Genomic DNA, 25,790 nt, shown 5'->3' on the forward strand with positions numbered 1-25,790 from the left:
GGCCGGGGTGGGCGCGGCCTCGTATGTGAACGTTGGCGTGCTACTGGCGCGAGCGCCACCAGGCCGCGACGACTTCGGCGACGCCCGTGAGGTGGGCCTGCCCGAAGACGGCGACCACGAGCGCGCCCAGGGAGTTGTACATGAAGTCGTGCATCGTGTCCGCGAGGCCGTGTTGGGCCAGCGGCATCGCCAGTCCGGTGGCTGTGGCGAGTTCGTCGAGGCCGAACTCCAGGAGCTCCCAGACGACGCCGAACGCGAGCACGACGACGAAGATGTAGACGAACGCGATCTCGCGTGGCACGGTGATGTCGTCGTGGTGGCAGTCGACGGCGCGCGCGACCGTGTATCCGGCACCCGCGACCAGGGACGCCGACAGCGCGTGCGTGACGTGATCCCACCAGGGGATGGAAACGTACAGTCCGGACGATCCCAGCGAGTGGAGGAACGCCGCCGCGGTGATCCAGAGCACGAGCCACGGGTCCATGGGGAGGCCGTAGTTGCGTTCGAGCGCGCCCGGCACGAGCGTGATGAGCAGTGTAACGGTGCCGTTGACGACGGCCTTGGAGTTGCCGTCGAGGAGGCCGAAAGCCACCATCCCGACGAGCACAGCCTGCATGGCGCGTGTGAGCAGGCGCTGTGTTGCTGCCGACGGCCGGGGGAGCAGCGTCACCGCTCGGTCACCCGGCTGGTGGCGCGGCGCAGCCAGCGGGTTCGCCGTCGGAGCGCGAGGGCGAACAGGACGCCGGCGGCGAGGCCCGCAAGCGTCACCCAGACGAACTCGGTCATCAACGCGTGGTTGGTGGTGAGGTATGCGGTGCCGAAATGCTGGTCGGCGGTCCAGCGGAAGACCGCCCACACCGCCCCCGAGGCCAGCGTCACCAACACGACCAGCACGGCGGCGAACCAGTGCGTGACCGCCAGCGACGTGAACGTGTGCAGTTCGCCGACGACGACGAGTGCAACGGCGGCCAGCGAGACGTAGACGGCGAACGTGCCGACGGTGCCGCCGAACAGCCCCCGCACCAGGATGGGCAACAGTCCGACACACAGCAGTTCCCAGGGCAGCATCGTGCGCCACGACCGGAAGACGACCGGCGGCACGGCGACGATCACGCCGACAGCGCCGGTGAACACCAGCCACCGGAGATCGACGTCGAGGGCGCTGTCCAGGACGACGCCGCCGAGCACGGCGACCGCCAGCCACGCGATGACGGCGTTGACGGTGCTGTTCCGGAACAGGAAGGCGAACGCGTCGTCGACAGCGGCGGGGATGTCGGGGTCGAGAGGGCCGTCGCCGCGGCTACCGCGTGCCATTGACTGACGTCTCGGGGGGCACAGTGAAAGGGGATTCGATGGGGACCGCGGGTCGGCGCTGGCGCGTCAGAGGTCGACGTCGGTCTCCTGGCCGTCGGTGGCGTCGTCGAGGCCGTCCTCGTGGACGGTCGCGGTGAGGCGTTCGGTGAGCGCGCGGTCGCGGAGAACGTTCTCGAACTCGGCGCGGTAGCGGTCGTTGGAGCGCTGAATGGCTGTTTTCGCGCGGAGCACGTCGCAGGCGGCGGCTGCGTCCTCGGGGGCGGCGTCGAGGGCGTCCGCGACGGCGTCGGGGTCGGGGTCAGTGGGGTCGGCGACGGCGTCACGAACGGCGTCCAGGGGCAGCGGTGTGTCCGCGTCGTCGTCGCGGACGAGGTGGAGGTCGAGACGGGCGTGGCGGACCGTCCGGGCGTCGATGTCGGCGGCGGCGGCGATGGCGTCGTCGGCGTCCCCGGCGTAGAACTGGCGGACAACCGTGACGAGGGTCGCGGTGTCGAGGTCGGTGTGGAACGCGAGGCGGTCCCGCATCGTGGTGATGGTGTCGCGGAGCGTCTCCTCGACGGCTGGTTCGGCGGTGAGCGAGCCGTGGGTGTCGGCCTGTGATTCCGTGATGGTGTCGTTGTCGGTGACACTCTGGAAGATGTCACGGAGTTCCTCGGTCTTCTCGTCCATTGGGGTACTGTGAGAGTCTGTGTGCCCGTGGTGAAATGTCTGCTGGCTCCCAGCGCCGTCGTAAACCAGGCGTTTGAATACAGTTGACGACACACGGAACGCAAGCATGCAAACCGAAACAGACGGCGTCGAGCTGGTCGGCGACCAGACCGTCGAGAACATCGCGCGAGCCGCCGTGTTCGCGGCGCTGACCGGAGCGATGGCGTACGTGTCGTTCCAGAACCCCGTCTCGCCGGCACCGGTGACCCTGCAGGTGCTGGGGGTCTTCCTCGCGGGACTCTACCTCGGGCCCGTCTGGGGCGGCGCGTCCATGGTGCTGTACCTGATCGCGGGCGGCGTCGGCGCACCCGTGTTTGCCGGCGGCGGGAGCGGGCTCGGCACGTTCGTCGCGCCGACCGGCGGCTACCTCCTGTCGTACCCGTTCGCGGCGGCTCTGACCGGGCTCGTCGCACACGGCACCACCGAACTCGCGGACCCACGGGACGTGGGGGTGGCGAAACTCGTCGCCGCGATGGTCGCGGCCACCGTCGTCATCTACGCCGCCGGCACGGTCGGGTTCGCCATCGTACAGCGCCCCAGCCTCGCGGCCGCGTTCGCTCCGTCCGCGCTCGTGGACGCGTTCCTCGTCGCGGGCGCGGCGTTCATCCCCGCTGAGGCGTTCAAGATCGCGGCCGCGATCGGCATCACGCGCAGCGACCAGCTGAACGCCGCCTGATGCTGTCGGTCCGGAACCTCGTTCACCGCTACGGCGACACCGTCGCCGTCGACGGCGTCAGCCTCGACGTCGCTGACGGCGAATGCGTGGTGGTGACGGGCGCGAACGGCTCCGGGAAGACGACGCTCGTCCGGCACTGCAACGGCCTTCTCGAACCGGACGACGGCGAGGTGCTCGTGAACGGCACCCCCGTTGGTGAGGATCTCGTGGCCGCCCGCGCGAGCGTCGGGATGGTGTTCCAGAACCCGAGGGACGGCTTCGTCGGCGCGACGGTGGGCGCGGACGTGGCGTTCGGCCCGGAGAACCTCGGCCGCCCCCGCGAGGAGATCGACGCCCGCGTCGCGGACGCGCTGGACGCCGTCGAGCTCGGCGGGCGACGCGACGAGCGCGTCGCGGACCTCTCGGGGGGCGAACAGGAGCGGGTGGCCATCGCGGCGGCGCTGGCGATGCGCCCCGACCACCTCGTGCTCGACGAGCCGTTCACGGGCCTGGACTGGCCCGCACGGCAGTCCGTCCTCGACCGGCTGCGGGCGCTACACGCCGCGGGAACGAGTCTGATCGTCGTCACCCACGACCTCCGGGACGTCTGGACGCTGGCCGACCGCGTGGTGGCGATGCGGGACGGCGAGATCGCGCTCCGGGGCGACCCCGCGGACGTCCGGGGCGCGCTCCCCGACGCGGGGGTGCGGCCGCCGTGACGCTGGCGTACCGGCCCGGCGGCGGCGTCCTCCACCGCCTGGATCCGCGGGCGAAGCTCGCGCTCCAGGCGGGGTTCGCCGCCGCGGCGTTCGCGCACACGACGGTCCTCGGGCTGGCGGCGCTCACGCCGGTTGCGGTGGTGGTGCCGCGACTCGCGGGGGCGTCCGTGCGGGACGTGCTCGGCGAGTTCCGGGCGGTCGCGCCGTTCCTGCTGGCCGCGCCGGCCGTGGCGGGACTCACGCTCGGCGAGCCGTGGTTCCGGATCGCCCCCGCCGCCCGCGTCGCGCTCGCGTCGTACCGCGTGCTGTTGGTGTTGCTCGTCGCGGCCACCTACGTCTACAGCACGCCCGTGCGGGACTCCCGGGCGGCCGTCCGCTGGCTCCTGCCCGGGAAGCTCGGGGCCGCGACGGGCATCGGCGTCGCGCTCGTGTTCCGGTTCCTGCCGGTGTTGCAGGGCGATCTCACCGCCCGCCGGGACGCCGTGAACGCGCGGCTCGGCGGCGAGCGGTCGATCCGGGAACGCATCCGGCTCGTCGCGGTGGGTGGGCTGGGGCGCGCGCTCTCGCGGGCCGACCGCCTCGCCGTCGCGCTGCGCGCCCGGTGTTTCGCCTGGAACCCGACGAGCCCGCCGCTGGCGTACGCCCGCCGCGACTGGCTGGCGACCGCCGCCGCCGCCGGACTCGCCGGAACCGTGCTCGTGTGACCACCCCGGATGCGGTGGTCGCATGGTTGACAACCTTTATCTGGATCCTGTCCCGGAATACTGGTATGTATTCGACCGTGCTGGCGCAAACGGGGGGCGAGACCACACGCCCCACGTTCTGGCGCATCAGCCACGTCGGCGAGGCCATGTTCTACGGGCTCGCCGCGATGGCCGTCGCGATCTTCCTGTACGGCGTCTACCAGCGGTTCGCCACCTACGCCCGCGGCAGCGAGGACCCGACCGAGCGGCTGTCGAACCTCCCCGGACGCGTGGTGTCGGCCGCGAAGCTCGTCGCGTCCAACGAAAAGCAGTTCGACCGCGACCTGGTCGCGGGCCTGATGCATACGTTCATCCTGTGGGGGTTTCTGACGCTGCTCATCGGCACCACCATCCTCGCGATCGATATGGACGTCTGGACGAAAGCGCTGGGCCAGTCGTCGTTTTTCGTGGGTGAGTTCTACCTCTCGTACTCGCTGGTGATGGACGCCATGGGGCTGTTGTTCGTCGTCGGCGTCGGGGTCGCCATCTACCGGCGGTACTGGGTGCGCAACCAGCGCCTCTGGGGGAAACACACCAGCCGCGAGGACGACGCGTTCGTGTGGGCGCTGTTCCTGCTTGGGGTCGGCGGCTACGTCACGGAGGGCGTTCGCATCCTCGGCACCGGCTTCCCCAGCTTCGAGACCGTCTCGTTCGTCGGCTGGTTCGTCGCGGACGTGCTGTCGGCCGCCGGCGTCGACGGATCACTGGCGGCCGCGGCCTACCCCGTCATCTGGTGGAGTCACTCGATCCTGGCGCTGGGGTTCGTCGCCGCGGTCCCGTACGCCAAGCCGTTCCACATGATCTCCAGTTACGCCAACCTCGTCGCCCGCGACGCGGACGCCGGCCGCCGGCTCCCCCGCGTCCCCGCGGACGCCAGCCCCGAGGAGATCGGCCCGTCGGAGATCGAGGACTTCTCCTGGAAGCAGCTGCTCGACCACGACGCCTGCACGAAGTGTGGCCGCTGTTCGTCGGTGTGCCCGGCGAAGGCTGCCGGCCGCCCCCTGGACCCGCGGGACGTGATTCTGGACTTGAAATCCTACCGCGAGGGCGTGGCGTCCGGCGACCGCGAGGAGGTCGACATCGTCGCCGACGGCGGCACCTCGGTCATCGACGCGTCGACGATGGAGTCCTGCATGTCCTGTATGGCGTGCATGGACGCCTGCCCGGTGGACATCGAGCACGTCACGCAGTTCACGGAGATGAACCGCCGGCTCACGGAGTCCGGACAGATGAACAAGAACGTCGAGGACGCCGTGATGAACGCCTTCCAGAAGGGCAACACGTTCGGTGAGCCGGACCGCACGCGCCCGGACTGGGCCGACGACCTGGACTTCGAGGTTCCGGACGCCCGCGAGCAGTCCGTGGAGTACCTCTGGTACGTCGGCGACTACCCGAGCTACGACGAGCGCAACCAGCACATCGCACGCTCCCTGGCGACGGTCTTCGAGACGGCGGGCGTCGACTACGGCATCCTCTACGAGGACGAGCAAAACGACGGCAACGACATCCGCCGCGTGGGCGAGGAGGGGCTCTACGAGATGCTCGCCGAGGACAACATCGCGGCGTTCGACGACTGCGATTACGAGAAGATCGTCTGCACGGACCCCCACTCGTACAACACCTTCTCCAACGAGTACGACCAGTTCGGCTTCGAGAACGCCGATTCGGTCTACCACTACACGCAGGTCGTCGAGGGCCTCGTGAACGAGGGCGCGCTCGGACTCTCGGGCACGGAGCTCGACGACACCGTCACCTACCACGACCCCTGCCATCTGGGGCGGTACAACGGCGAGTTCGAGGCCCCCCGTGAGGTCGTGCGCGCCACGGGCGTCACGCTCGACGAGATGCCCCGGAACCGCAGCGACTCCTTTTGCTGTGGCGGCGGCGGCGGCGGCCTCTGGATGGATTTCGACGAGGAGCCGAAACCCAGCGAGGAGCGCATCCGGGAGGCGCTGGAGGACACCGACGCGGGGCCGGACGTCGACCGGTTCGTCGTCGCGTGCCCGATGTGCATGACGATGTACGAGGACGGCCGCAAGACCGGGGGCTACGAGGACGACATCGAGATCACGGACGTCACCGAGTTGCTCGTGGAAGCCATCGAGGCGAGCGGCGGTGCCGCCGCGAGCGGTGTCAGCGAGACACCGGCGGCTGCCGACTGAGTGCCATCGCACGACTGAACTGGTTCGCACGTCGGAGACCGGTGTGGTCGCCGCGACACCAGTCGACGCGCCGACTCAGTCGTCCAGCCACTCGTGGTCGAGCAGCCCGTAGGTGTAGGTGTCGACGTACTCGCCGTCCACGATGGCGTCGTCACGGCGCTGGCCCTCGCGCTCGAACCCCAGTTTCTCCAGGGCCGCCTGCGACGCCTCGTTGGGGGCGAGTACGTGGGCGTCGACCCTGTGGAAGCCCCGCTCGCCGAACACGTAGTCGAGGAACAGCGTCGTGGCCTCGGTGACGTAGCCGTTGCCCTGGTGGTCGGGCGCGATCCAGTACATCAGGCTGCCGTGCTCGCCCGCCTGGCTGACCCACGCGAACGCCACCTCGCCGACCGGCGTCGGGTTGTCGGCGTCGCTGCTCGCGGGCTCGTCCGTCGAGTCGTCACGGTCGTCGACGCAGATGAGAAAGCGGTCGTCCGAGTCCTCGACTGACTCCGCGACGTCGTCGAGGGTGCGGATGTCGGTGTCGGTCAGCGGCACCCGCACGTCGGGCTGGTTGCGGCCGTACTGGATGAACTCGTGGTCTTCGTCCTCGATCGGGTGGAGAGAGACGGCGTCGCCGTCCGCGAATGCTGGCCCGGGCATGGTAGACAGTGACGCCGGCGGGCTGTTATAGCTTCGCTGAACGGGATTTCACTCGGCGGACTGACAGTCGGTCCGTGGCGGTTCACCGCGAGGTCGCTGAACGGGAACCCCCGGATGCGGGTGTCGTCGGCGTCCAACAGCACCCAGACCACGACGAACAACACGGCGGGCACGTCGAAAACGGGGTCGAGGCCGTAGCGCTCATAGAGCACGCCGGCGGTCGCGGGTCCGAGCAGCGAGGCCGCGAGACGTACAGCGCGTAGAACTGGAGGTGGGCCCTGTCCACACGCCCCGGAGATGTGACACCGCCAACCCGGTTGTGGAATCCGGCCGGCGGCCTGGGGGGTGTGGGCATCCTGGTAGCGGTCAGGACCGATGGTTCCGCGAACGCTTTTGCGGGGCCGGCCGGAGGACAACACATGGAGCTTCCACACCGACCGCGGCGACTCCGCCGCGACGGCGTCCGTGATCTGGTTTCGGAGACGACGTTGACCCCCGCCGACCTGGTTGCGCCCGTGTTCGTGGACGCGACGGCGGACGAACGCACCCCGATCCCGTCGATGCCCGGCCAGGAGCGCGTCCCGCTTGCCGACGCCGTCGACCGGACCCGGGAGATCCTCGACACCGGCGTCGAGGCCATCGTGCTGTTCGGCATCCCGGCGTCCAAAGACGACACCGGGAGCCGGGCGTACGCCGACGACGGCATCGTGCAGGAGGCGACGCGGCGCATCACCAGCGAGACCGACGCCTACGTCATCACCGACGTCTGTCTGTGTGAGTACACCAGCCACGGCCACTGCGGGGTCGTCGAGGCGGACGCCGACACCGACCCCACGCTCACGGTCAAAAACGACGAGACGCTGTCGCTGCTCGCGGAAACGGCGGTGTCGCACGCCGAGGCGGGCGCGGAGATGATTGCGCCGTCGGCGATGACCGACGGCATGGTGGACGCCATCCGGACCGCCCTCGACGACGCGGGGTTCAGCGACGTGCCGATCATGAGCTACGCCGCGAAATACGAGTCGGCGTTCTACGGGCCGTTCCGGGACGCCGCCGACGGTGCGCCGTCGTTCGGTGACCGCCGCCACTACCAGATGGACCCCGCCAACCGGCGGGAGGCCAGCCGCGAGGTCGCCCTGGACGTCGAGCAGGGCGCGGACGTGCTGATGGTCAAGCCCGCGTTGCCGTACCTCGACGTGGTGAGCGACGTGCGCCGCGAGTTCGACCGCCCGGTCGCGGCGTACAACGTCTCCGGGGAGTACGCGATGTTGCACGCCGCCGCCGAGAAGGGCTGGCTGGACCTCGAATCGGTCGCCCACGAGAGCCTGCTGTCGATCAAGCGCGCGGGCGCGGACCTCATCATCACGTACTTCGCCGAGGACGTGGCCGAGACCCTCTGACGGCGGATGGACTGGGTGGTCGTCCTCGGCGGCCTCGCGCTCTCGTTCGGCGGCTTCGAGGCGGTGTCCCGACTGCAGGACCGGCTCGGGGGGCCGAGCGACGGCCTCGAACCGCACGTCTGGAAGTGGCTAGTGCCGGCCGCCGTCGCCGGCTACGTCCTCGCCGTCGAGGGACGGCCGCTCTCGTCCATCGGCTGGACGGTCGCCGGCCCGCTGCCGTTCGCGTACCACACCGCCGTCGGCCTCGCCGCGATGCTCGGCAGCGCACTCCTGTTCTCGCCGCTGTGGGAGGCGCTGGGCACGGCGGACGCGATGCGGGACGGGATGGCGGCGTTCACGGACCGCTCGGTGGCCGAGCGACTGGTCGTCGCCGGGACGGCCGGTGTCACTGAGGAAGTCCCCTATCGGGGGTACGCCGTCGAGCGCGTGACCGCGCTCACCGGGAGCCCGCTGCTCGCGGCCGCCGTCTCCCTCGTGGCGTTCCTCGCCGCCCACGTCGGCGAGCACTGGTCGCGGGCCGCCGCCGTCCAGATGGCCCAACCGACCGTCGTGTTGCTCGCGCTCTACCTCTGGACGCACAGCCTCCCGGTCGTGATGGCCGTCCACGCCCTCAACGACGCGGTCGGCCTGCTGCTGGCCGGCGACACCACGGCGCGCCCGAGGGAGTGAACGCGCCGGTGCGTTCGCCTGCGAGAACGGTGGTCGCCGCCGGATCGAGCGCCGAACCCGACACCTATTTTCGGGGACCGACCCAACCCGAGGGCATGAACCGCGAGACGTCCCGGGAGCTCTACGACCGGTCGCTCGACGTGCTCGTCGGCGGCGTAAACTCCACCGTGCGAGCCGCGCCACAGCCGTACCCGACGTTCGTGCAGTCCGGGGACGGCGGCCACGTCATCGACGCCGACGGCAACCGGTATATCGACTGGGTGATGGGGCTTGGCCCGCTGCTGTTGGGCCACGACCTCCCCCAGCCGGTCACGGCCGCGATCCAGCGCCGCGCCAGCGACGGCCCGCTGTTCGGCACACCGACCGAGATCGAAGTCGAGCACGCCGAGTTCGTGGCGCGCCACGTCCCCAGCGTGGAGCTGCTGCGCTTCGTGAACTCCGGCACCGAGGCGACGGTGTCGGCCGTGCGGCTCGCCCGCGGCTACACCGGCCGGAACAAGATCGTCGTGATGCAGGGCGGCTACCACGGCGCACAGGAGTCCACGCTCGTGGAGGGCGACGCCGACCACCGTGGCCCCTCCTCCGCGGGCATCCCGCCGGCGTTCGCCCAGCACACCATCCCGGTGCCGTTCAACGACGCCGACGCTGTCACCGAGGTGTTCGAGACCCACGGCGACGACATCGCCGCCGTGCTCGTCGAGCCGATCCTGGCGAACAAGGGCATCGTCGAGCCGGTCGCGGGCTACCACGAGACGCTGCGGGACCTCACCCACGACCACGGCGCGCTGCTGATCTGGGACGAGGTCATCACGGGCTTCCGGGTCGGCGGACTGGGCTGCGCGCAGTCCGAATTCGACATCACCCCGGACGTCACGACGTTCGGGAAGATCATCGGCGGCGGCTTCCCGGTCGGCGCGATCGGCGGCCGCACGGACGTCATGGAGGAGTTCACGCCGACCGGCGACGTGTTCCAGGCGGGGACGTTCTCCGGGCATCCGGTGACGATGGCGGCCGGCCTGGAGACGCTCCAGTACGCCGCCGAAAACGACGTCTACGAGCACGTGAACCGCCTCGGGGGGCGGCTCCGCGAGGGGTTGGCAGCGGTGGTCGCCGAACACGCGCCCGCGTACACTGTCGTGGGCCGTGATAGTATGTTCAAAGTGGTGTTCACGCGCGATGGCGACGCGCAGTCGGGCGCGTGCACCGACGGCTGCCGCCAGGACCCCGACTGTGAGCGCCACGCCGCCTGCCCGAAAACCGGGGCCGACGTCGGCGACGCCGCCGTCCAGCGCTGGAACCGCGTGTTCCGTCCGCAGCTGCTGGACGCCGGCGTGTTGCTCTCCCAGAACCAGTTCGAATCACAGTTCGTCTCGTACGGCCACACCGAGGCGGACGTCGACGAGACCATCGAGGCGTACCGGAACGCGCTCTGAGGCGGTCTGCGGCGGGGGTTTTTCTCACAGCACGTCGAACGCCCCGGCATGGTGTCCGACCGCGGCGACGATGCGGACGGCAGTGGCGGCCGCCGAAGCGACCCGGTCACGCCGGGCGGCGGCGGCCCGGATCACGCCCGAGAGATCGGCGAACAGCCCGACGGAGTGGACTCGGAGTGGTGGTACTGGGTGGCGGCGGTGCCCGCCTACTGGGTGGTGGGTTCCGCCGTCGGGGTCGCGTTCGCGGCCGTGGTGGGAGTGCTTCTGGTCACGGGCGTGGTTGCCGGCGGGCCGGCCGTACGCGTCAGCGCCGGGTTCGGCGTCGTCAGCCTCGCACTCGTCGTGGTCGCGGTGCTGCTTGCGTTCGTCGGGATGATCGTCTCGCTGGTGTTCCCGGTCGCCGTCTTCCGCGACGCCGAGGCGGTCGCGGCCGTGCGCGGCGACTGGCAACCCGACCCCGCGAGCTACGGCCTGGTCGGCCTCGTGGGGGTCGTGGTGCAGCCGCTGCAAGTGGCGCTCGCCGTGTACTACCTATATAAGAGGCACGAGTCCATAGGCCGACCATGAGCGAGCATCGCGTGCGCTCCCGGTCGTGGTACTGGATCGGTGCCCTCCCGCTGGTGGTGGCGCTCTGGGTCGTGGCCGCGGCCTGGATGGTTGGCATCATCGTGGTGGTGCCGGAGGCGTACGCCTCGGTGGAGGCAGCCGTCTACCTGCCGGCGGTCGCGTTCGGCGTGCCGGCGGTCGGAGTCTACCTGGCGTTCCCGATCGCGGCGTACCTGGACACGCGGGCGATCCGGAACGCGACGGACGCGACGCTGCTGGGGATGGCGCGAACCACGCCGCTGCTGGCGACCGCACCGCTGCTGGCGACCGCCGTCGATGTGGTGTTGGTGTTCGGGCTGGTGGCGCTGTTCCGCGGGCCGTCGCTGAGGAGCGGGTCACCGCGGGGCGGCGTGTTGCTCGGTGCTGCGGTGGTTGGTGGGACCGCGCTCGCCATCCTGTACGTGCGCGCCCGCCGCGGAGTGGTGGTGATGCCGTCGGGGTTCCGGGAGTGGCGCGCGGAGTTCCGGGAGAACGAGCGCGTGTAGGAACGCCGCCGCAGCGGAACGCAGAGGGTTTCAATCGGGAGCGCGGAGGCTGAGACATGAGCAGCCAGCAGATTCGACTCGCGACACGGGGGTCTGACCTCGCGCTCCGGCAGGCCGGCGAGGTCGTCGACACCCTCGAGGACCGCCGCCACGACGTCGAACTCGTTGAAGTGGAGACGGAGGGCGACCGCGTGACCGACGCGCTCATCAGCGACCTCGGGAAGACCGGCGCGTTCGTGCGCGCGCTCGACCAGGAGGTCATGGAGGGCACCGTCGACGCCGCCGTGCACTCGATGAAAGACGTGCCGACCGAGGTTCCCGAGGACCTCGTTGTGGCCGCGGTGCCCCACCGCGAGAACCCCGCGGACGTGCTCGTCACCCCGGACGGCACCGATCTCGAAGACCTGCCGCCCGGCAGTGTCGTCGGCACCGCGAGCCTGCGGCGGGGCGCGCAAGTGCAGGCCCACCGGCCCGGCCTCGACGTCGAGCCCATCCGCGGGAACGTCGGCACGCGCGTGGAGAAGCTGCTCGCGCCGGCGCTGCACCGCGAGCACGAGCGCCGCACCGAGGCCGAGAAGGAAGCCCAATCCCGGGACGCCCGCGAACAGCGCCGCGGCGACTACACCGCCGACATCGAGGCGGGCGTCGAGAACCTCGACACCGAGGACGGCGAGGAAGGGGCGGCCGACGACGGTGACGACACCGCGTCGAGCAGCGAGTTCGAGCAGTCGGTCACGGAGTGGTTCGACTCGCTGACGCCGCTCCAGCAGTCCGCGATGGAGCGCGACCCGGACACCGAGTACGACGCGCTGGTGATGGCGCGCGTGGGCTTGGAGCGCACCGGCTTGCTGCACCACGTCGGCATCGAGGAGCTGTCGACGGGCACGCACGTGCCGGCGACCGGGCAGGGGGCGCTCTGTGTGACCGCGCGCCGGGACAGCGACGTGGTCGACACGCTCCGGGACGCCCTCGAACACGTCCGGACGCGCGTGGAAGTGACCGCCGAGCGCGTCGTGCTCGAGGAGCTTGGCGGCGGCTGCATCGCGCCCATCGGCGTGCACGCCCTCGTGCAGGGTGACACCATCCGGACGGCCGTGCAGGTGTTCAGCCAGGACGGCAGCGAGCAGGTCGGGGAGACCCGCGAGCTGGACGCCGAGCAGTACGCGACGGACGCCCGCGAACTCGCCGCCGACCTGCGCGATCGGGGTGCCGCGGACCTCATCGAGGACGCGCGCACGGAGGCCTGAAATGACCGGCACAGTCTACCTCGTGGGGAGCGGCCCCGGTGATCCGGAGCTGCTGACGGTGAAGGCGACGCGGCTGCTGGAGGCGGCCGACGTGGTGTTACACGACAAGCTCCCCGGTCCGGAGATCCTGTCGTCGATCCCCGAGGGGAAACGCGAGGACGTCGGGAAGCGCGCGGGCGGCGAGCGCACCCCCCAGTCGGAGACGAACGCGCGACTCGTCGAGCTCGCCGAGGACGGCAACGACGTGGTGCGGCTGAAGGGCGGCGACCCGTTCGTGTTCGGGCGGGGCGGCGAGGAGATGCTGTACCTCGCCGAGCACGGCGTCGACTTCGAGGTCGTGCCGGGCGTCACGTCGCCGGTTGCCGCGCCGGCGGCGGCCGACATCCCGGTCACGCACCGCGACCACGCCTCCTCGGTGTCGTTCGTCACCGGCCACGAGGACCCCGGCAAGGACGAATCCGCCGTCGACTGGGGGGCGCTGGCCGACACCGGCGGCACCATCGTCGTGTTGATGGGCGTCGGGAAGCTGCCGGAGTACACCGCCGCGCTCCGGGACGCGGGGATGGACCCCGAGACGCCGGTTGCGCTCGTCGAGAAGGGAACGCGGCCCGGCCAGCAGGTCGCCACGGGCACCCTGGCCACGATCGTCGCGGCCCGCGACGAGGCGGGGATTTCGCCGCCCGCGATCACCGTCATCGGCGGCGTCGCTGGCCTCTGGGACGGGGTGGAGGGCGAGCCGTGAACGCCGCGGTGTTCCGGCCCGACGACGACCGCATCGCGGACGCCGTCGCGCTGCTCGACGACCTGGGCGCTGTGCCGGTTCCGGACCCGATGCTGGCCGTCGACCCGACCGGGGCTGTCCCCCGCGGGGACGGCGCTGTCGTCGTCGTCACGAGCAAGACCGGCGTCGAACTCGCCGCCGACAGCGGGTGGACGCCGGGAAGCGGGCGGCTGGCAGCCATCGGGCCGGCGACCGCCGACGCCTGCCGCGAGGCGGGCTGGACGGTCGACGTGGTCCCCGAGGAGTACACCAGCGCCGGGCTCGTCGCCGCGTTGGACGGCGACATCGACGGCGCGCGCGTCGAGGTGGCGCGCTCGGACCACGGCTCGGCGGTGCTCACTGACGGGCTAGCCGAGGCCGGCGCGTACGTCCACGAAACGGTGCTGTACGCGCTCACGCGCCCGGCAGGCGCGGGTGACTCCACGGAACTCGCCGCCGCCGGCGACCTCGACGCGGCGCTGTTCACGTCCTCGCTGACGGTCGAGCACTGGCTGGCGGCCGCCCGCGAGCGCGGCATCGAGTCGGCCGCCCGCGAGGGGCTCGCCGACGCCACGGTGGGTGCCATCGGGCCGCCGACGGCCGAGACGGCCGCCGACCACGGCATCAGCGTCGACGTGGTGCCCGACGACGCTGGCTTCGAGGCGCTGGCGCGGGCCACCATCGAGGACGCGTAGGCGGACGTTTTTACGCGAGTGCGCGCTATCCGGGGGTGATGGACACCGACGGCCCCCCCGTGCCGGCGCTGGCCGAGCGCGCAGCGGCCTGCGCGGACGCCCTGCGGGACGCCGACAGCGTCCTCGTGGCGTCGCACATCGACGCCGACGGCCTGACGAGCGCGGGCATCGCGTCGACGGCCCTGGAGCGTGCGGCCATCCCCCACGAGGTCGTGTTCTCGAAGCAACTCGACGACGAGGAAATCGCCGACATCGCGGGCGCTGACCACGGAACGGTGCTGTTCACCGACTTCGGCAGCGGGCAACTGGACGCGATCACCGCCCACGAGCGGGCGGGCGAGTTCACGCCGGTGATCGCCGACCACCACCAGCCCGCCGAGAACGCCGCCACCGACTGCCACCTCAACCCGCTGCTGGAGGGCGTCGACGGCGGCACCGAGCTGTCCGGTGCGGGCGCGACCTACGTGCTCGCGCGGGCGCTGCTCGGAACGGACGCCACAGATCTGGCGGCGCTGGCTGTCGTCGGCGCGGTCGGCGACCGCCAAACCGTCGACGGCGAACTCGTCGGCGCGAACACCCGCGTCGCGGCCGACGGCGTCGAGGCGGGCGTGCTGGACACCGCCACCGGGCTCGCGCTGTACGGCACGCAGACGCGGCCGCTGCCGAGGCTCCTGGAGTACGCAAGCGAGCTGTACATCCCGGGCATCACGAACGACCACCAGGGCGCGATCCGGTTCCTCGACGCCCTCGATGTCGACCTCCACGACGGCGGCGACTGGCGGACGTGGGCGTCACTGGACCACGACGAGCGCCGAACCGTCGTCAGCGCGCTCGTCAAGCGCGCCGTCCGGACCGGCGTTCCCAGCGCCGAAGTGACGACCCTCGTGGGCACGACGTACACGCTCACCGACGAGGAGCCCGGCACCGCGCTGCGGGACGCAAGCGAGTTCGCCACGCTGCTGAACGCGACGGCGCGCTACGAGCGCGCCGACGTCGGGCTCGCGGTCTGCATGGGGGACCGCGGTGACGCGCTTGAGCGCGCGCGGTCGCTCCGCGAGGAACACCGGCAAACGCTCTCCGAGGGCGTGTCGTGGGTGACACGGGAGGGCGTCACCGTCGAGGACGACCTCCAGTGGTTCCACGCCGACGACCGCATCCGGGAGACCATCGTGGGCATCGTCGCTGGGATGGCGCTGAGCGGCGACGAAACCGAGAACGACCGCCCCATCGTCGCGTTCGCGGCCAAGGACGACGAGCCCGCGGTGAAGGTGTCGGCGCGCGCCACCGCCAGGGTCGTCGACGCCGGCGTGGATCTCGCGGTGGTCGTTCGAGAGGCCGCGGCTGCGGCCGGCGGCGACGGGGGCGGCCACGAGGCCGCCGCGGGTGCAACCGTGCCGGCGGGCAACGAGCGGGCGTTCCTGGACGCCGCCAGCGGCGTGCTCGCCGCCCAGCGCGGCGGCGACTAGCACCGCGGTCAGGGATCGGTCTCGAACTCGAAGCGCGCGCCGCCGTCCGCGCCCGCCGTCACGACGACCGCCCAACCGTGGGCTTTGGCGATGTCCTCGACGATCGACAGCCCGAACCCGGTGCCGGCGTCGCTTGAGGTGACGCCGTGATCGAGCACGTCGCCGCGCTCGTCTTCGGGGATCCCGTCGCCGTCGTCGGCGACGTAAAACCCCTCGCGGTCGGCGAGCTGGCCGACCGTCACCGTGACAGCAGCACCCCCGTGTTCGACGGCGTTCCGGAACACGTTCTCGAACAGTTGGGTCAGTCGGCTGCCGTCGCCGGACACAGTGCGGAGGTCGTCGCGGACGCACAGCGTCGCCTCGGCCGTGTCGACGTAGCCCCACGACTCGGTCGTCACTGCGTGCAAGTCGACGCACTCGGCGTCGGTGACCGTCGACTCGCCGCTGGCCAGCGTGAGCAGGTCGTCGATGAGCCGCGCCATGCGGTCGTGGGCGGACTCGATCCGGTCGAGGTACTCCAACTCCCCGGTGTCCGCGACGATATCCAGGAACCCTGTGGCGACCGAGAGGGGGTTCCGGAGGTCGTGGGCGACGACGCTCGCGAACTGATCGAGGCGCTCGTTTTGTCGCTGCAGTTCGGTCTCCCGGGTCGCGCGAGCGAGCGCCGCTGCCACGGTCGACCCCAGGATCCGGAACAGATCAACGTCGGTGTCCGAGAACGTCTGCCCGGCGGTCGCCCCCACACCGAGGACACCGAACCCGCCGAGGGGCACGAACAGGCCGCTTTCCAGGGGGGTCCCCGACGCCACCAGATCGGACTGGTGTTCGAGGTCGTCGTACACGTGCAGCTCCGCGGACTCGAAGGCGTCCCACGCGAGGCTGTCGCCGGACTGCAGGGTCGGGATGTCGTCGAACGCCTCCCGCGTGGCGCCCGTCGCGGCGAGCGGCACCAACGACGCCGACTGCTCGTCGTGCTCCCAGACGGCGGTGAGGTCGTACCCGAGCACGTCGGCCGCCACCTCGACGGCGATCTCACCCACCGCCGCGCTCGACTGCGCGCTCGTGAGCCGCCGCGCGGTCTCCTGGAGGGCGCGCAGCTTCGCCTCCAGTTGCTTCTGGGGAGTGATGTCCTCAAGCACGGCGAGGAGGCTGGTCGTCTCCCCGTCGGCGCCCGGGACCGGCGCGGCGGACAGGAGCACATCCAGGTCGCCACCCGACTTCGTCCGGCGGCGCAGCTCCATCCCGCGGATCCGCTCGCCGCCCAGGACGCGCTGGCGGTGGTCCTCGAACTCGTCGCGCTGGCTGTCCGGAACGACCGGATTGAACTCGCCGACCACCTCCTCGCGGGTCCACCCGAACATCGACTCGGCCTCGTCGTTCCAGCGCGTGACCGTGCCGTCCGGGTCGATCTCCATCACCGCAAGCGGGGTTGCCTCGATGAGCGACTCCAGGCGCTGGTTGGTTGCTTCGAGGCTGCGCTCGCGCTCGACCTGGTCGGTGACGTTGCGCGCGATGCCGACGATGCGAACGATCTCGCCGTCGACGACCACCGGTGCCAACCCCGTGTCCCAGAACCGGGCGTCCGGGCCGACATCCAACTCCTCGCGGTACGAGATCGGGGCGCCCTCGTCGACACAGCGGCGGTAGTTCGCGGCGACCTCGCTGCCCTGTTCGTCGCCGAAGACCTCCCGCGGCGTCTTCCCTTTGACCGCCGCCGTCTCCAAGCCGGTTTGGGCCTCGTAGCCGGGACTGAGCCGCGCGAACTCGAAGCGGGGCTCGTCGCCGGTGGTGTCGACGTCGAGCAGGAAGATCGCGTCACCGGACGTCTCCAGGAGCGCCTCGTACTCCTCGGCGAGCGCTTTGTGCTCGCGCTCCCGGGACTTCCGCCCGGTGATGTCCTGAATCACTCCCCGCAGCGTCCGAGCGCCATGCTGTGGGCTGTCGACGCGCTCGCCCCACGCGCGGACGTCACGCACCACGCCGTCCGGGCGCACGATCCGGAGATCGAGGTCGTACGGCTCCCCCTCGTCGAGCGCGCGGTCGACGGCCGCTGCGATCGTCTCCCGGTCGTCGGGATGGTAGGCGTCGATCGCGTCGTCGAACGACGGCTCGTACCCCGGATCGACGCCGTGGATCCGGCGGACGCCGTCGGACCACTCGAGCGACCCCGTCGACGGGGCGTACTCGAACACACCGACGTTGGCGGTCTCCTGGATGCGCTCGAAGAGGAACTGGCGACGCTGGAGTTCCGCGCGGTCGCGGCCCCGGGAGAGTTCCGCGCTGACGAGTTCCGCCAGCAACTCGACGAGCGTCTCCTCGATCGCGTCGAAGTCGGCGACCCGCGTGGCCGGACTGGAGAAGTTGATCGTCCCGTAGCGGTCGCCGTCCACGATCAGCGGCGCGCCGACGTACGACTGGAGGCCGAGCTCCTCGTAGGCGGGATGGGTCTCGCGCCCGTCGGCGGTGGCGTCACTGAACGAACAGACGGTGTCACTGCCGACGACTGATTCACAGTACGTCGTCGCCAGATCGAACTCGTCGCCGGGCGCGATGTCGACGCCGGACGTGTGTGCGGCTTTGACGGTGTACTGCTCGCCGTGGATGTGGGACACGATCCCGATCTCCAGGCCCAACGCCTGACACCCCACCGCCAGCAGCGCTTCGAGGCGTTCGTCGACGGACAGCTCCGTCTCAGCCACGACGCGCTGGATCTCCCGGAGTGCGTCCCGTTCGCGTTCGAGGTGTCGCCGCACGTCGCTTTGCTCGGTGATGTCTCGCCCGACAACCAGGACCTGGCGGTCGGCCGCAGTCCGGAACGGCGTGAACCGAACGTCGAGCGTGCGGGTGTCGTTGCCGGCGTCGAAGTCGATGGGCAGGTTGACATCGTAGAAGCCGGCGGTGCCGCCGTCGCTTTCGAGTTCCGCCAGCGTCGAGTCGATCGCGTCCGAAACGCTCGTTGCGTCGGCGGTGCTGCCGCGGTCCTCGATGATCGTCGGCAGGTGGTGACCGACCAGCGGCGCGGACTGTGTGCCGCCGATCACGCGCTGTGCGGCGGCGTTGGCGAACTCAACGACGCCCGCGTCGTCGACGACGAACACGACATCGTGGATGTGGCGGAGGATCGTCTCGCTGCGCTCCAGCGCCAGGGCCTGCTCGCGCTCGTCGGTGATCTCCTGGGAGAACACGGTCAACCCGTCGTCGTCGGGGAACGCCCGAACGTCGACCCAGTAGTCGAAGGGCGCGCCGAGGCGCTGTTCGGACGACACCGACTCGCCGGTTTCCATCGCCGTGCGGTACTGTTCTTCCAGGGGCGTCCCGACCAGCGAGGGGAACTCCTCCCAGAGTACGGTGCCGACCACGGCGTCACGATCACGGTCGATGCGGTCGGCCATCGTCTCGTTCATGTATTCGATGCGCCAGTCCTCGTCGACGGCGTAGACGGCGTCCGTGGAGCGTTCGAGCGTCCGTCGGAACCGGTCCGACATCTCCTCGGCGACCGTCTCCTTGCGGGCTGCCTCGGCGAGCGTCCGGACGCGGCGCGCGAGCAACTCGAAGCTGCGCTGGCCGGCATGAATCGGGAGGTAGTCGGAGACGCCCGCGCGCGTCGCCTCGCTTGCGATCCGTTCGCTGCCCCGGCCAGTGAACAGGATCGTTGGCGGATCGTGGTCGGTGTCGTGAATCCGTTCGAGGAGGTCGATCCCCGTGGTGTCCGGCAGCGAGTACGACGTGACGACGCAGTCGATTGCCGATTCGTCGAGCCGGGCGAGTGCATCGGCTGCGGTCCCCACCGTGGTGACGGTGAACGATGCCGGCGCGCTCTGGAGCTTCCTGCGAGTGAGTTCAGCGAAGTCGTCGTCGTCGTTCACGTACAGCACGTGAACCGGGCTGGCTGCACCGGCGTCCAGCGTGGTCATCTGTGTCTGTACGTTGTGTAGTTATATTAACCATGTGCTGGCGGCCGCTGTGGACGGCCAGCGCAAGGCGGGCGGCCGCCGCCACGAGACCTCTCTTTGCGGGGGGCCGGCTGTTTGGTGCCGTGTGACTGAACTGCTATCCCTCGGGATCCCGATCGTCGAACTCGTGAACAACTGTGCCACGTGAGTTCTGTATTGCAGTATGTGCTTTATTGTAGTGGCGGGCCGGGATGGCACGGTGACTACGATGGCAACCGTGCGCGGTCAGGAGTCCAACCGAGGGGATCGCAGCCCGCCAGCACAGGTGCGCCCGGCGTCCGAGTGATGCTGCGATCAGGCCAGCGACGCTCGGGGTGCACCCGAGCCACCGGTCGGCAAGACGCAAGTATCGGGTTGGAGCCACCCACGTGGGGACTGGCTCCCAGTCGAGCATGGCGAACGCGACTGCGACCAACGGCGAGCCATAAACCAATTTCTACGATACAGAACGGTCCAACGGAAGGGGCAGAACACGACCAGTCGTGCGAACGGATGATGGCTGGACGCGACGGCCGCCATCCACGCCGAAAGCTGGATCTCACTCACCGGCGGGCGCGCTGTGTGCGGGAGGTTCCGACGGGCACTTGCAGGCGGGCGTCCAAACGGCGAGTATGAGCGATCTCACGGCCGAAGAGTTCGAGGAACAGAAGTACGTCGACTACTTCCCGAAGCTCGAAACCGCCTACAAGCGGGCGTTCGACGACATGAACGGAACCTACGACCGCAAGCTCGTCCACGCCATCGACCAGCAGGTGCTCTCGGAGAGCGAGCCGTTCTACGAGGCTGACAGCGGGTTCAGCGTCGAACTGCCAGCGGACCCGCTGGACCGGCTGGCGGGCGTCCAGGTCGATGCCGACCACGCGCGCGACGTGATCGACGAACACACCGACCGCATCTGCGTGCACCTCCGCGACCAGTTCGGGATCGGTGGCCAAGCCGACGAAAAGGCCTAAGCGGGGTGAGTGCCAACCCGGACACATGAGCGCAGAGAGCCAGGACGGGTCGGATCTAGAGGAGCGCGTCGACAACTTCCTCCGTCGGAACTTCCCACAGATTCAGATGCACGGCGGCACCGCTGCGGTCCAGAACATCAACCGGGAGGACGGCGTCGTGGACCTCCAGCTCGGCGGTGCGTGTTCGGGCTGCGGGATTTCGCCGATGACCATCCAAGCGATCAAGTCCCGCATGACCAAGGAGATCCCCGAGATCGATGTCGTCAACGCGGGCACGGGCATGGGCGACAGCAGCGGGATGACGCCGTCGTTCCCGGGCGAGGACGGCGACACCGAGGAGAGCGCCGAGGACGAAGGCCCACAGGCCCCGTTCTGAGCGCGCCGCGCGCGGCGAGCGCCGTGGTCACATGAAATCGGAGATGCCGCTTTGCTTGTTGGTGTCGTCCTCGAAGACGGATTCCAGGCGTCGGTCCATGATTTCGAGGCGCTGTTTCGTGTACTCCCGGCAGTCGTACTCGGTGGCGACCCGCATGGCGGTGTCCATGTACTTGTTGACGGAGCCCTCGTGGACCGTGAGGTTCACGCGCCCACCGCACTCCCGGCAGTCGCCGCTGAGCGGCATGCGGCGGTATTTCTCCCCGCAGTCCAGACACCGGGTTTCCTGGCGGCTGAACGCGCGCAGGTTCCCGATGAGGTCCGGGAGGAAGTGGTACTCGATGACGCGTTCGGCGACGTCGGTTTCGGCGACCGACCGGAGTTTGCGGGCCAACTCCAGTTGGGCGTCCATCTTGTCCATCATCGACCCCAGGGTCTTGTACGCCGACAGCGACGGCCCCAGGTGGATGTTGGAGGTGGCGTGGGTGTGCCCGAAGCCGGTGTACTCTTCGTCGGTGCCGACCGTCGACTCCGCGAGGGTGATGAGGTCCGCCACGTCCTCGGGGTCGGCCAGCTCCCGGGTCGCCTCGTAGAACTCCCGGGGGTACTCGCGGTCGATGTCGATGTTGTGGGCTTCGTCGTCGATCTCCGCGGGGTCGATGCGGGAGGACATCACCAGCGGCGCGTCCATTCGGCCGCCGCGCTTGTCCGGCAGGTACGACTTCGAGAAGTTGATCAGGCCGTCCATCAGCAGCATCACGCAGTCCTCGTCGCCGTCGCACTGCCCGGTGAACAGGCCGTTTGCGACGAGCGTGTTGGTCTCCGCGACGGTCAGGGAGTACGTGTGGTCGACGCTGGATCGGACCGGTTCGACGGACACGACCTCGTCGGTCCGGACACTGCCGCCGTCACCGAAGCGTCGCTGCGGGTGTGTGCCGTCCAAGGACTCGGAACGCGGATCGGACGTCGCCGTCTCGTCGTCGCCCGGAACCTGTGTCGGTGCGGGAAGAGCGTCGCCCGCCGTCAGTTCCCGGGCGTCGACGCGTTCGATGCCGTCCCCGGTCCACCGACGCATCGAGTGGTCGGGGGTCACGGTCAGTTCCCGGCCGCGTTTCGTCTCGACCGTGAGGAGGTGGTCCGGGGCGGGGTGTTTGGAGACGGCCTCGACTCGCTGGAGGGTCTCCTCGCCGTCCTCGGTCACCGAGGGCACGAACACGTCGCCGTCGAGGGCCTGCACGAGGGCTCCGAAGTCGTCCTCGTCGGCCGTGTCGGGATCGAGTCGCGCCTCGACGAGCGTCTCGATCGGGTCGTGGTGCCACTCCCCGGACTCGTCTTGGAACCAGACGCTCGTCTCCGGGTGGAAGCAGTTCCGGCGTTTCGCGGCGTGGAAGTAGGGGTGGGCGTAGCCGACGGACGCGGAGGTGAAGCCGGCAACGCGGCCGACGACGGCGGCCGACGTGTGGGGTGCCATGCCGAAGACGAGTTCGCCGACGAGATCGTCGCGGTCGTCGAGGTCGTAGAACGCGTCGAGGCCGTAATACTGGGTGAGGAGGTCGTCGACGAAGTCCGCGGTCTTGAGCATGTGGTCGGCCGCGCCGTCGGAGAGCACCACGTCCTGCACGCGGAGTTCGACCAGTTGGTCGTCGTGTTCGAGGGGGTCGCCGTGGATGTCCTGGTCGTAGCCGAGTTCGCGGAACTGCCCGGCAGTGACGTCGAGCTCCGCGGGCGTGACGGCGGTCACCGGGAGGTCGGTCATGTCGTAGCGGACAGTGCCGTCCTTGAACGCGGTGACGTCGTGTTTCGCGCGCAGGACGCCTTTCGCCATGGGTTCGGGGGTTTTCTCCGCTGATAACAGTCCCTTGACGCCTTTGAGTTGGTCGAAGGCGTTCTCGCGCTCGCCGACGGCGCGGAGCGCGCCGTGGTATTCGTCGTTGATGTCGATGACCCGTGTGGTGACGTTGTCGAGGTCCCGCCCGCAGTTCGGGCATTCGACGCGCCCGGACTCGTCGGGGGTGGCGACGGCACCGCAGTCCCGGCACTCGTAGTGGGGGTCGGTCCAGTCCCCGCAGTCGGGGCACCGCGATTCGTAGGTGTGCTCGTCGCAGGACGGACAGACGCGGTCGCCGACCCGAACGGGGATTTCGCCGGGCGTGTCGGACATGTCCGGCGCGTACCGCGCGGCGTCGGCGACGTCGCGCTGGCTGCCGCCGGCGTCGCCGATGGGGAACAGGGTGTGGACGGCCGGCGAGAGATCGCGGGATTCGGATTTCTCGGGGCGGCCCATGCGGTTCCCGATGCGTGTGGGGGCGCGCTCCTGGACGCTGAACGGCGCGACCGCGTTGACCGCGCGGACGGCGTTGGGCCACTCGGCGGCGGCCGCCGAGAGCGTCTCCCACTCCCGGTCGAGCGATTCGGTGACGCCGAGCGAGCGCGCCAGCGGCAGCCAGTCGTCGACCCGGATGGTGTCGTCGCCCTGGTGGTGGGTGACCAAGAGCGCTTCGAGCGTCTCGCGCACGGTGGTGGTGTGATCGAGCACGAGCACACCGCGGTCGTCGTCGTCGCTGGCGTCGGTGTGGGCGTCGGCGACGGCGTCGGCGAGCGCGCGGAACTGCTCGACGTCGATGTCGTGCCAGAGGTACGTGTACGCCGGGTGCAGCGGGGCGTCGTAGTCGGTCGCCCACGCCAGGGCTTGATCGGCGGTGGGGGCGGTGAGATCGACGTACGGCGAGTCCCGGAGGGCTTGCACGTCCGCGCCCGCGGCGTCGAGGTCCTGAATCCACCACTCGGGGGCGTACGAGGCGGGCGCGAGCTCGTGGTTGTTCTCCACGAACTCCCCGTAGTTCACGAGGTATTCGCCGACATCGAGGATCTCCGCGACGCCGTTGCGGACGTCGAGGGCGTCCGCGGGGTCGTTGATGTGGCGGACGTCGCCGTTGGCGAGTTTCACGGTCGGCCCCTCGATGGAGTCGACTGGGACGATGCCCGCGGCCTTCCCGGGGCGTTCGGTCTTGATCTGGGTGCCCGTCGCGAGGAAGTCATCGAGCAAGTGCATCGTCGCCGGGTGGACGCCCGCGGTCGCGTTCCCGTGGTTTCGTGCACGCCCGTATCGCAGCCTGAACCCGCCGTTTTTCGAGGGATGCCCGAACACCGGCCGGCCCGCGATGAGGTCGCGGAGGAACTTGTCCGAGGGGTCGGCGCGGGGTGGCTCCTCGGCGTCGGTGCTCGCACTGGGGGCGTCCCCGTCGTCGGATGCGTCGCTGTCGCTGCCGGCGTCCGGGGTGTCTTCGTCGGCGTCGTCGGCGCCGATGGTGCCGTCGATGAGGTCCTGGAGCCACGGCCACGCGACTTCGTCGAGGTTCCGGGTGTAGCGCTGGATCTTGGGGGCTTTCAGCGCGATGCCCTCCGCGAGCACGAGACACATGCCGCCCCGCGGGGAGTTGGTGTCGATGCGTTCGAGGTCGCGGAACCCATCGACCTCCTCGTTGCCGGTTGCTTCGCCGTCCAGCATCACCGGACAATGTTCGGTGATGAACGTGGTTTCGGCGTCCTTCGGGGAGTACTGGAGACCGGTCTCGGAGTCGTAGAGATCGACCTCCTCGGCGTAGCGCTCGATCTCGTCGTCGCGGGGTTTGAACGCGTCGATGCCGAGCATCGCACGCGCGTAGTCGGCGACGAGCACCGAGAGCGCCTGCGCGGTGCCGCCGGCCGACCGGATGGGGCCGGCGTAGTAGACCGCGACGTACTGGGTGCCGTCGTCGTTGTCGTTGACTTCAACGCGGTCGATCCCCTCGATGGGGGCCGCGACCACGCCCTCAGTGAGCAGTGCAACCGCGGTGCGGACCGCGCCCTCGATCTTGCCGGCGTCGGTGTCGTAGTCGCCGACGCGGCCGTCGACGAAGTCCGCGACGAGCTCCAGCGCGGCCTCCTCGCGGCTCATCTCGCCGTCGAGATCGCGGACGCGCTCGGCGACGCCGTCGATCCCGAGGATGTTCTCGACGCGGTCGGCCATGTCCTTTGCGACCGGGATTTCGACGTTCGGCGTCGGGTCTTCGCCGCGTTCCCGGGCGGCTTCCGCGACCTCGAAGGCGTCGTCGAGGCCGGTTTCCAGCGTTTCGAAGTAGGTTTCGTCGGTGGGCCGCATTACAGCCAGCGGTCGAGGTCGGTGGCGGCGTCGTGCTCGCGAACGAGGTCGGCGTCGAGTTCGCGGACGTACAGTTCGCCGGCGAACACGGTCGCGCGTTCGAGGTGGCCCGCGAGGGCTTGCCCGGAGCGCCGCGACAGTGTCACGTGCGTGTGCGCGAACGGCTCGCCGTCGAGGGTGGCGATGTTGCCGACGCAGGCGGCGACCTCGAGGGGTTCGTCGAACTCGGCGGCGGTGTATTCGAAGTCGTCCTGGTCGTAATACCAGAGTTCCGCGTCCTGGACGGCGCCGAGACCGGTGAACCAGGCGGCGGTGATGTCCTCCGTGGCGGCCAGCGTTTCGAGTTCGGTGCGCCACTCCGAACCGGGGTCGAGGCGGACGACGAACTCACGGCCACCCGTGACTTCGCGAGCGTTCATGCTCGTCTCAAGGATGCGGGTGCGCAAAAGTCCTGGCGTTGCGGTGTCGGGAACGCCGTTACCGCCACGCCGGAAGCGGGGTGGCGTGGGCCTCGGTTACCGACATCCACGCGTCGTCCGTGGAGATGTCGGCGATGACGAGTCGGGCGCGTGGGCCGTCGTCGTCCAGCGAAGCCATCACGTCGGTCCCTGCGTGCGCCGCGGGCGTGGCGTCAGTCGACATGACGTATGTTACAACACCACAG

Annotated in this window: 24 protein-coding genes; 16 read left to right on the forward strand and 8 right to left on the reverse strand. The window is 70.0% G+C overall.

All coding sequences use genetic code 11. The features are described from left to right. Nucleotides 1-40: 40 nt before the first annotated feature. From JRZ79_RS22330 to JRZ79_RS22340, 3 genes are all read right to left on the reverse strand, one after another. Entirely contained in the window at nucleotides 41-670 is a 630-nt protein-coding gene (locus tag JRZ79_RS22330) for a hypothetical protein (protein WP_012289481.1), read from the reverse strand. Continuing rightward, complete coding sequence (locus JRZ79_RS22335) at nucleotides 667-1,314, reverse strand: hypothetical protein (protein ID WP_010903726.1); 648 nt, start codon at nucleotides 1,312-1,314, stop codon at nucleotides 667-669. Before JRZ79_RS22335 ends, JRZ79_RS22330 begins: the two co-directional genes overlap by 4 nt. A 66-nt stretch (nucleotides 1,315-1,380) precedes the next feature. Continuing rightward, nucleotides 1,381-1,983, reverse strand: a complete 603-nt coding sequence (locus JRZ79_RS22340) for a conditioned medium-induced protein 4 (protein ID WP_136361616.1) — start codon at nucleotides 1,981-1,983, stop codon at nucleotides 1,381-1,383. 106 nt (nucleotides 1,984-2,089) lie between these two features. Here JRZ79_RS22340 and JRZ79_RS22345 point away from each other — a divergent pair, with 106 nt between their 5' ends. From JRZ79_RS22345 to JRZ79_RS22360, 4 genes are all read left to right on the forward strand, one after another. Continuing rightward, nucleotides 2,090-2,698: a biotin transporter BioY gene (locus tag JRZ79_RS22345; RefSeq protein WP_010903728.1), complete on the forward strand. Its 609-nt coding sequence runs from the start codon at nucleotides 2,090-2,092 to the stop codon at nucleotides 2,696-2,698. Continuing rightward, entirely contained in the window at nucleotides 2,698-3,396 is a 699-nt protein-coding gene (locus JRZ79_RS22350) for an ABC transporter ATP-binding protein (protein WP_010903729.1), read from the forward strand. Before JRZ79_RS22345 ends, JRZ79_RS22350 begins: the two co-directional genes overlap by 1 nt. After that, nucleotides 3,393-4,100 (forward strand): energy-coupling factor transporter transmembrane component T, encoded by a 708-nt coding sequence (locus JRZ79_RS22355; protein WP_012289483.1) that lies wholly within the window; start codon nucleotides 3,393-3,395, stop codon nucleotides 4,098-4,100. The genes JRZ79_RS22350 and JRZ79_RS22355 overlap by 4 nt, the downstream gene beginning before the upstream one ends. Before the next feature lie 65 nt (nucleotides 4,101-4,165). Beyond that, nucleotides 4,166-6,301, forward strand: a complete 2,136-nt coding sequence (locus JRZ79_RS22360) for a (Fe-S)-binding protein (protein ID WP_136361619.1) — start codon at nucleotides 4,166-4,168, stop codon at nucleotides 6,299-6,301. Between the two features lie 75 nt (nucleotides 6,302-6,376). On the opposite strand, the gene JRZ79_RS22365 is transcribed toward JRZ79_RS22360, so the two are convergent. Continuing rightward, on the reverse strand, nucleotides 6,377-6,943 hold the full coding sequence (locus JRZ79_RS22365; protein ID WP_205251185.1) for a GNAT family protein: 567 nt from the start codon (nucleotides 6,941-6,943) through the stop codon (nucleotides 6,377-6,379). 74 nt (nucleotides 6,944-7,017) lie between these two features. Here JRZ79_RS22365 and JRZ79_RS22370 point away from each other — a divergent pair, with 74 nt between their 5' ends. From JRZ79_RS22370 to JRZ79_RS22415, 10 genes are all read left to right on the forward strand, one after another. After that, the gene (locus JRZ79_RS22370; protein ID WP_205251186.1) at nucleotides 7,018-7,206 is read left to right on the forward strand and encodes a hypothetical protein; all 189 of its coding nucleotides are present in this window, start codon (nucleotides 7,018-7,020) and stop codon (nucleotides 7,204-7,206) included. A 156-nt stretch (nucleotides 7,207-7,362) separates the two neighbouring features. Next, entirely contained in the window at nucleotides 7,363-8,343 is a 981-nt protein-coding gene (hemB, locus tag JRZ79_RS22375; RefSeq protein WP_136361622.1) for a porphobilinogen synthase, read from the forward strand. A gap of 6 nt (nucleotides 8,344-8,349) precedes the next feature. Beyond that, complete coding sequence (locus JRZ79_RS22380) at nucleotides 8,350-9,012, forward strand: CPBP family intramembrane glutamic endopeptidase (RefSeq protein WP_205251187.1); 663 nt, start codon at nucleotides 8,350-8,352, stop codon at nucleotides 9,010-9,012. A 95-nt stretch (nucleotides 9,013-9,107) separates the two neighbouring features. Beyond that, nucleotides 9,108-10,445: a glutamate-1-semialdehyde 2,1-aminomutase gene (locus JRZ79_RS22385; protein WP_205251188.1), complete on the forward strand. Its 1,338-nt coding sequence runs from the start codon at nucleotides 9,108-9,110 to the stop codon at nucleotides 10,443-10,445. A gap of 48 nt (nucleotides 10,446-10,493) precedes the next feature. Next, nucleotides 10,494-11,012 carry a hypothetical protein gene (locus JRZ79_RS22390; RefSeq protein ID WP_205251189.1) on the forward strand — a complete coding sequence of 173 codons (519 nt, stop codon included), beginning with the start codon at nucleotides 10,494-10,496 and terminating at the stop codon, nucleotides 11,010-11,012. Beyond that, complete coding sequence (locus JRZ79_RS22395) at nucleotides 11,009-11,536, forward strand: hypothetical protein (RefSeq protein WP_205251190.1); 528 nt, start codon at nucleotides 11,009-11,011, stop codon at nucleotides 11,534-11,536. Before JRZ79_RS22390 ends, JRZ79_RS22395 begins: the two co-directional genes overlap by 4 nt. A gap of 56 nt (nucleotides 11,537-11,592) precedes the next feature. Further along, nucleotides 11,593-12,783, forward strand: a complete 1,191-nt coding sequence (hemC, locus tag JRZ79_RS22400; RefSeq protein WP_205251191.1) for a hydroxymethylbilane synthase — start codon at nucleotides 11,593-11,595, stop codon at nucleotides 12,781-12,783. A gap of 1 nt (nucleotide 12,784) precedes the next feature. Further along, entirely contained in the window at nucleotides 12,785-13,525 is a 741-nt protein-coding gene (gene cobA / locus JRZ79_RS22405) for a uroporphyrinogen-III C-methyltransferase (RefSeq protein ID WP_010903739.1), read from the forward strand. Next, on the forward strand, nucleotides 13,522-14,238 hold the full coding sequence (locus tag JRZ79_RS22410; protein ID WP_205251192.1) for a uroporphyrinogen-III synthase: 717 nt from the start codon (nucleotides 13,522-13,524) through the stop codon (nucleotides 14,236-14,238). Before cobA ends, JRZ79_RS22410 begins: the two co-directional genes overlap by 4 nt. Before the next feature lie 38 nt (nucleotides 14,239-14,276). Further along, nucleotides 14,277-15,704: a DHH family phosphoesterase gene (locus tag JRZ79_RS22415; RefSeq protein ID WP_205251193.1), complete on the forward strand. Its 1,428-nt coding sequence runs from the start codon at nucleotides 14,277-14,279 to the stop codon at nucleotides 15,702-15,704. 8 nt (nucleotides 15,705-15,712) lie between these two features. Here the strand turns inward: JRZ79_RS22415 and JRZ79_RS22420 are convergent, their stop codons facing one another. After that, nucleotides 15,713-19,618 (reverse strand): PAS domain-containing protein, encoded by a 3,906-nt coding sequence (locus tag JRZ79_RS22420; RefSeq protein ID WP_205251194.1) that lies wholly within the window; start codon nucleotides 19,616-19,618, stop codon nucleotides 15,713-15,715. A gap of 650 nt (nucleotides 19,619-20,268) precedes the next feature. Here JRZ79_RS22420 and JRZ79_RS22425 point away from each other — a divergent pair. After that, the gene (locus tag JRZ79_RS22425; RefSeq protein WP_136361631.1) at nucleotides 20,269-20,610 is read left to right on the forward strand and encodes a DUF5783 family protein; all 342 of its coding nucleotides are present in this window, start codon (nucleotides 20,269-20,271) and stop codon (nucleotides 20,608-20,610) included. 25 nt (nucleotides 20,611-20,635) lie between these two features. Next, nucleotides 20,636-20,986 (forward strand): NifU family protein, encoded by a 351-nt coding sequence (locus tag JRZ79_RS22430; RefSeq protein WP_010903744.1) that lies wholly within the window; start codon nucleotides 20,636-20,638, stop codon nucleotides 20,984-20,986. 27 nt (nucleotides 20,987-21,013) lie between these two features. Here JRZ79_RS22430 and JRZ79_RS22435 read toward each other — a convergent pair whose 3' ends face one another. The 3 genes from JRZ79_RS22435 to JRZ79_RS22445 are packed head-to-tail and all read right to left on the reverse strand — an operon-like array spanning nucleotide 21,014 to nucleotide 25,768. Beyond that, on the reverse strand, nucleotides 21,014-25,126 hold the full coding sequence (locus JRZ79_RS22435; RefSeq protein WP_205251210.1) for a DNA-directed DNA polymerase II large subunit: 4,113 nt from the start codon (nucleotides 25,124-25,126) through the stop codon (nucleotides 21,014-21,016). Further along, nucleotides 25,126-25,545, reverse strand: a complete 420-nt coding sequence (locus JRZ79_RS22440) for a PPC domain-containing DNA-binding protein (RefSeq protein ID WP_205251211.1) — start codon at nucleotides 25,543-25,545, stop codon at nucleotides 25,126-25,128. The genes JRZ79_RS22435 and JRZ79_RS22440 overlap by 1 nt, the downstream gene beginning before the upstream one ends. Before the next feature lie 58 nt (nucleotides 25,546-25,603). Further along, entirely contained in the window at nucleotides 25,604-25,768 is a 165-nt protein-coding gene (locus JRZ79_RS22445; protein ID WP_012289488.1) for a hypothetical protein, read from the reverse strand. Between the last annotated feature and the right edge of the window lie 22 nt (nucleotides 25,769-25,790).

It is taken from the genome of Halobacterium sp. BOL4-2, from assembly GCF_016917835.2.
Taxonomy (GTDB): Archaea; Halobacteriota; Halobacteria; order Halobacteriales; family Halobacteriaceae; genus Halobacterium; species Halobacterium salinarum.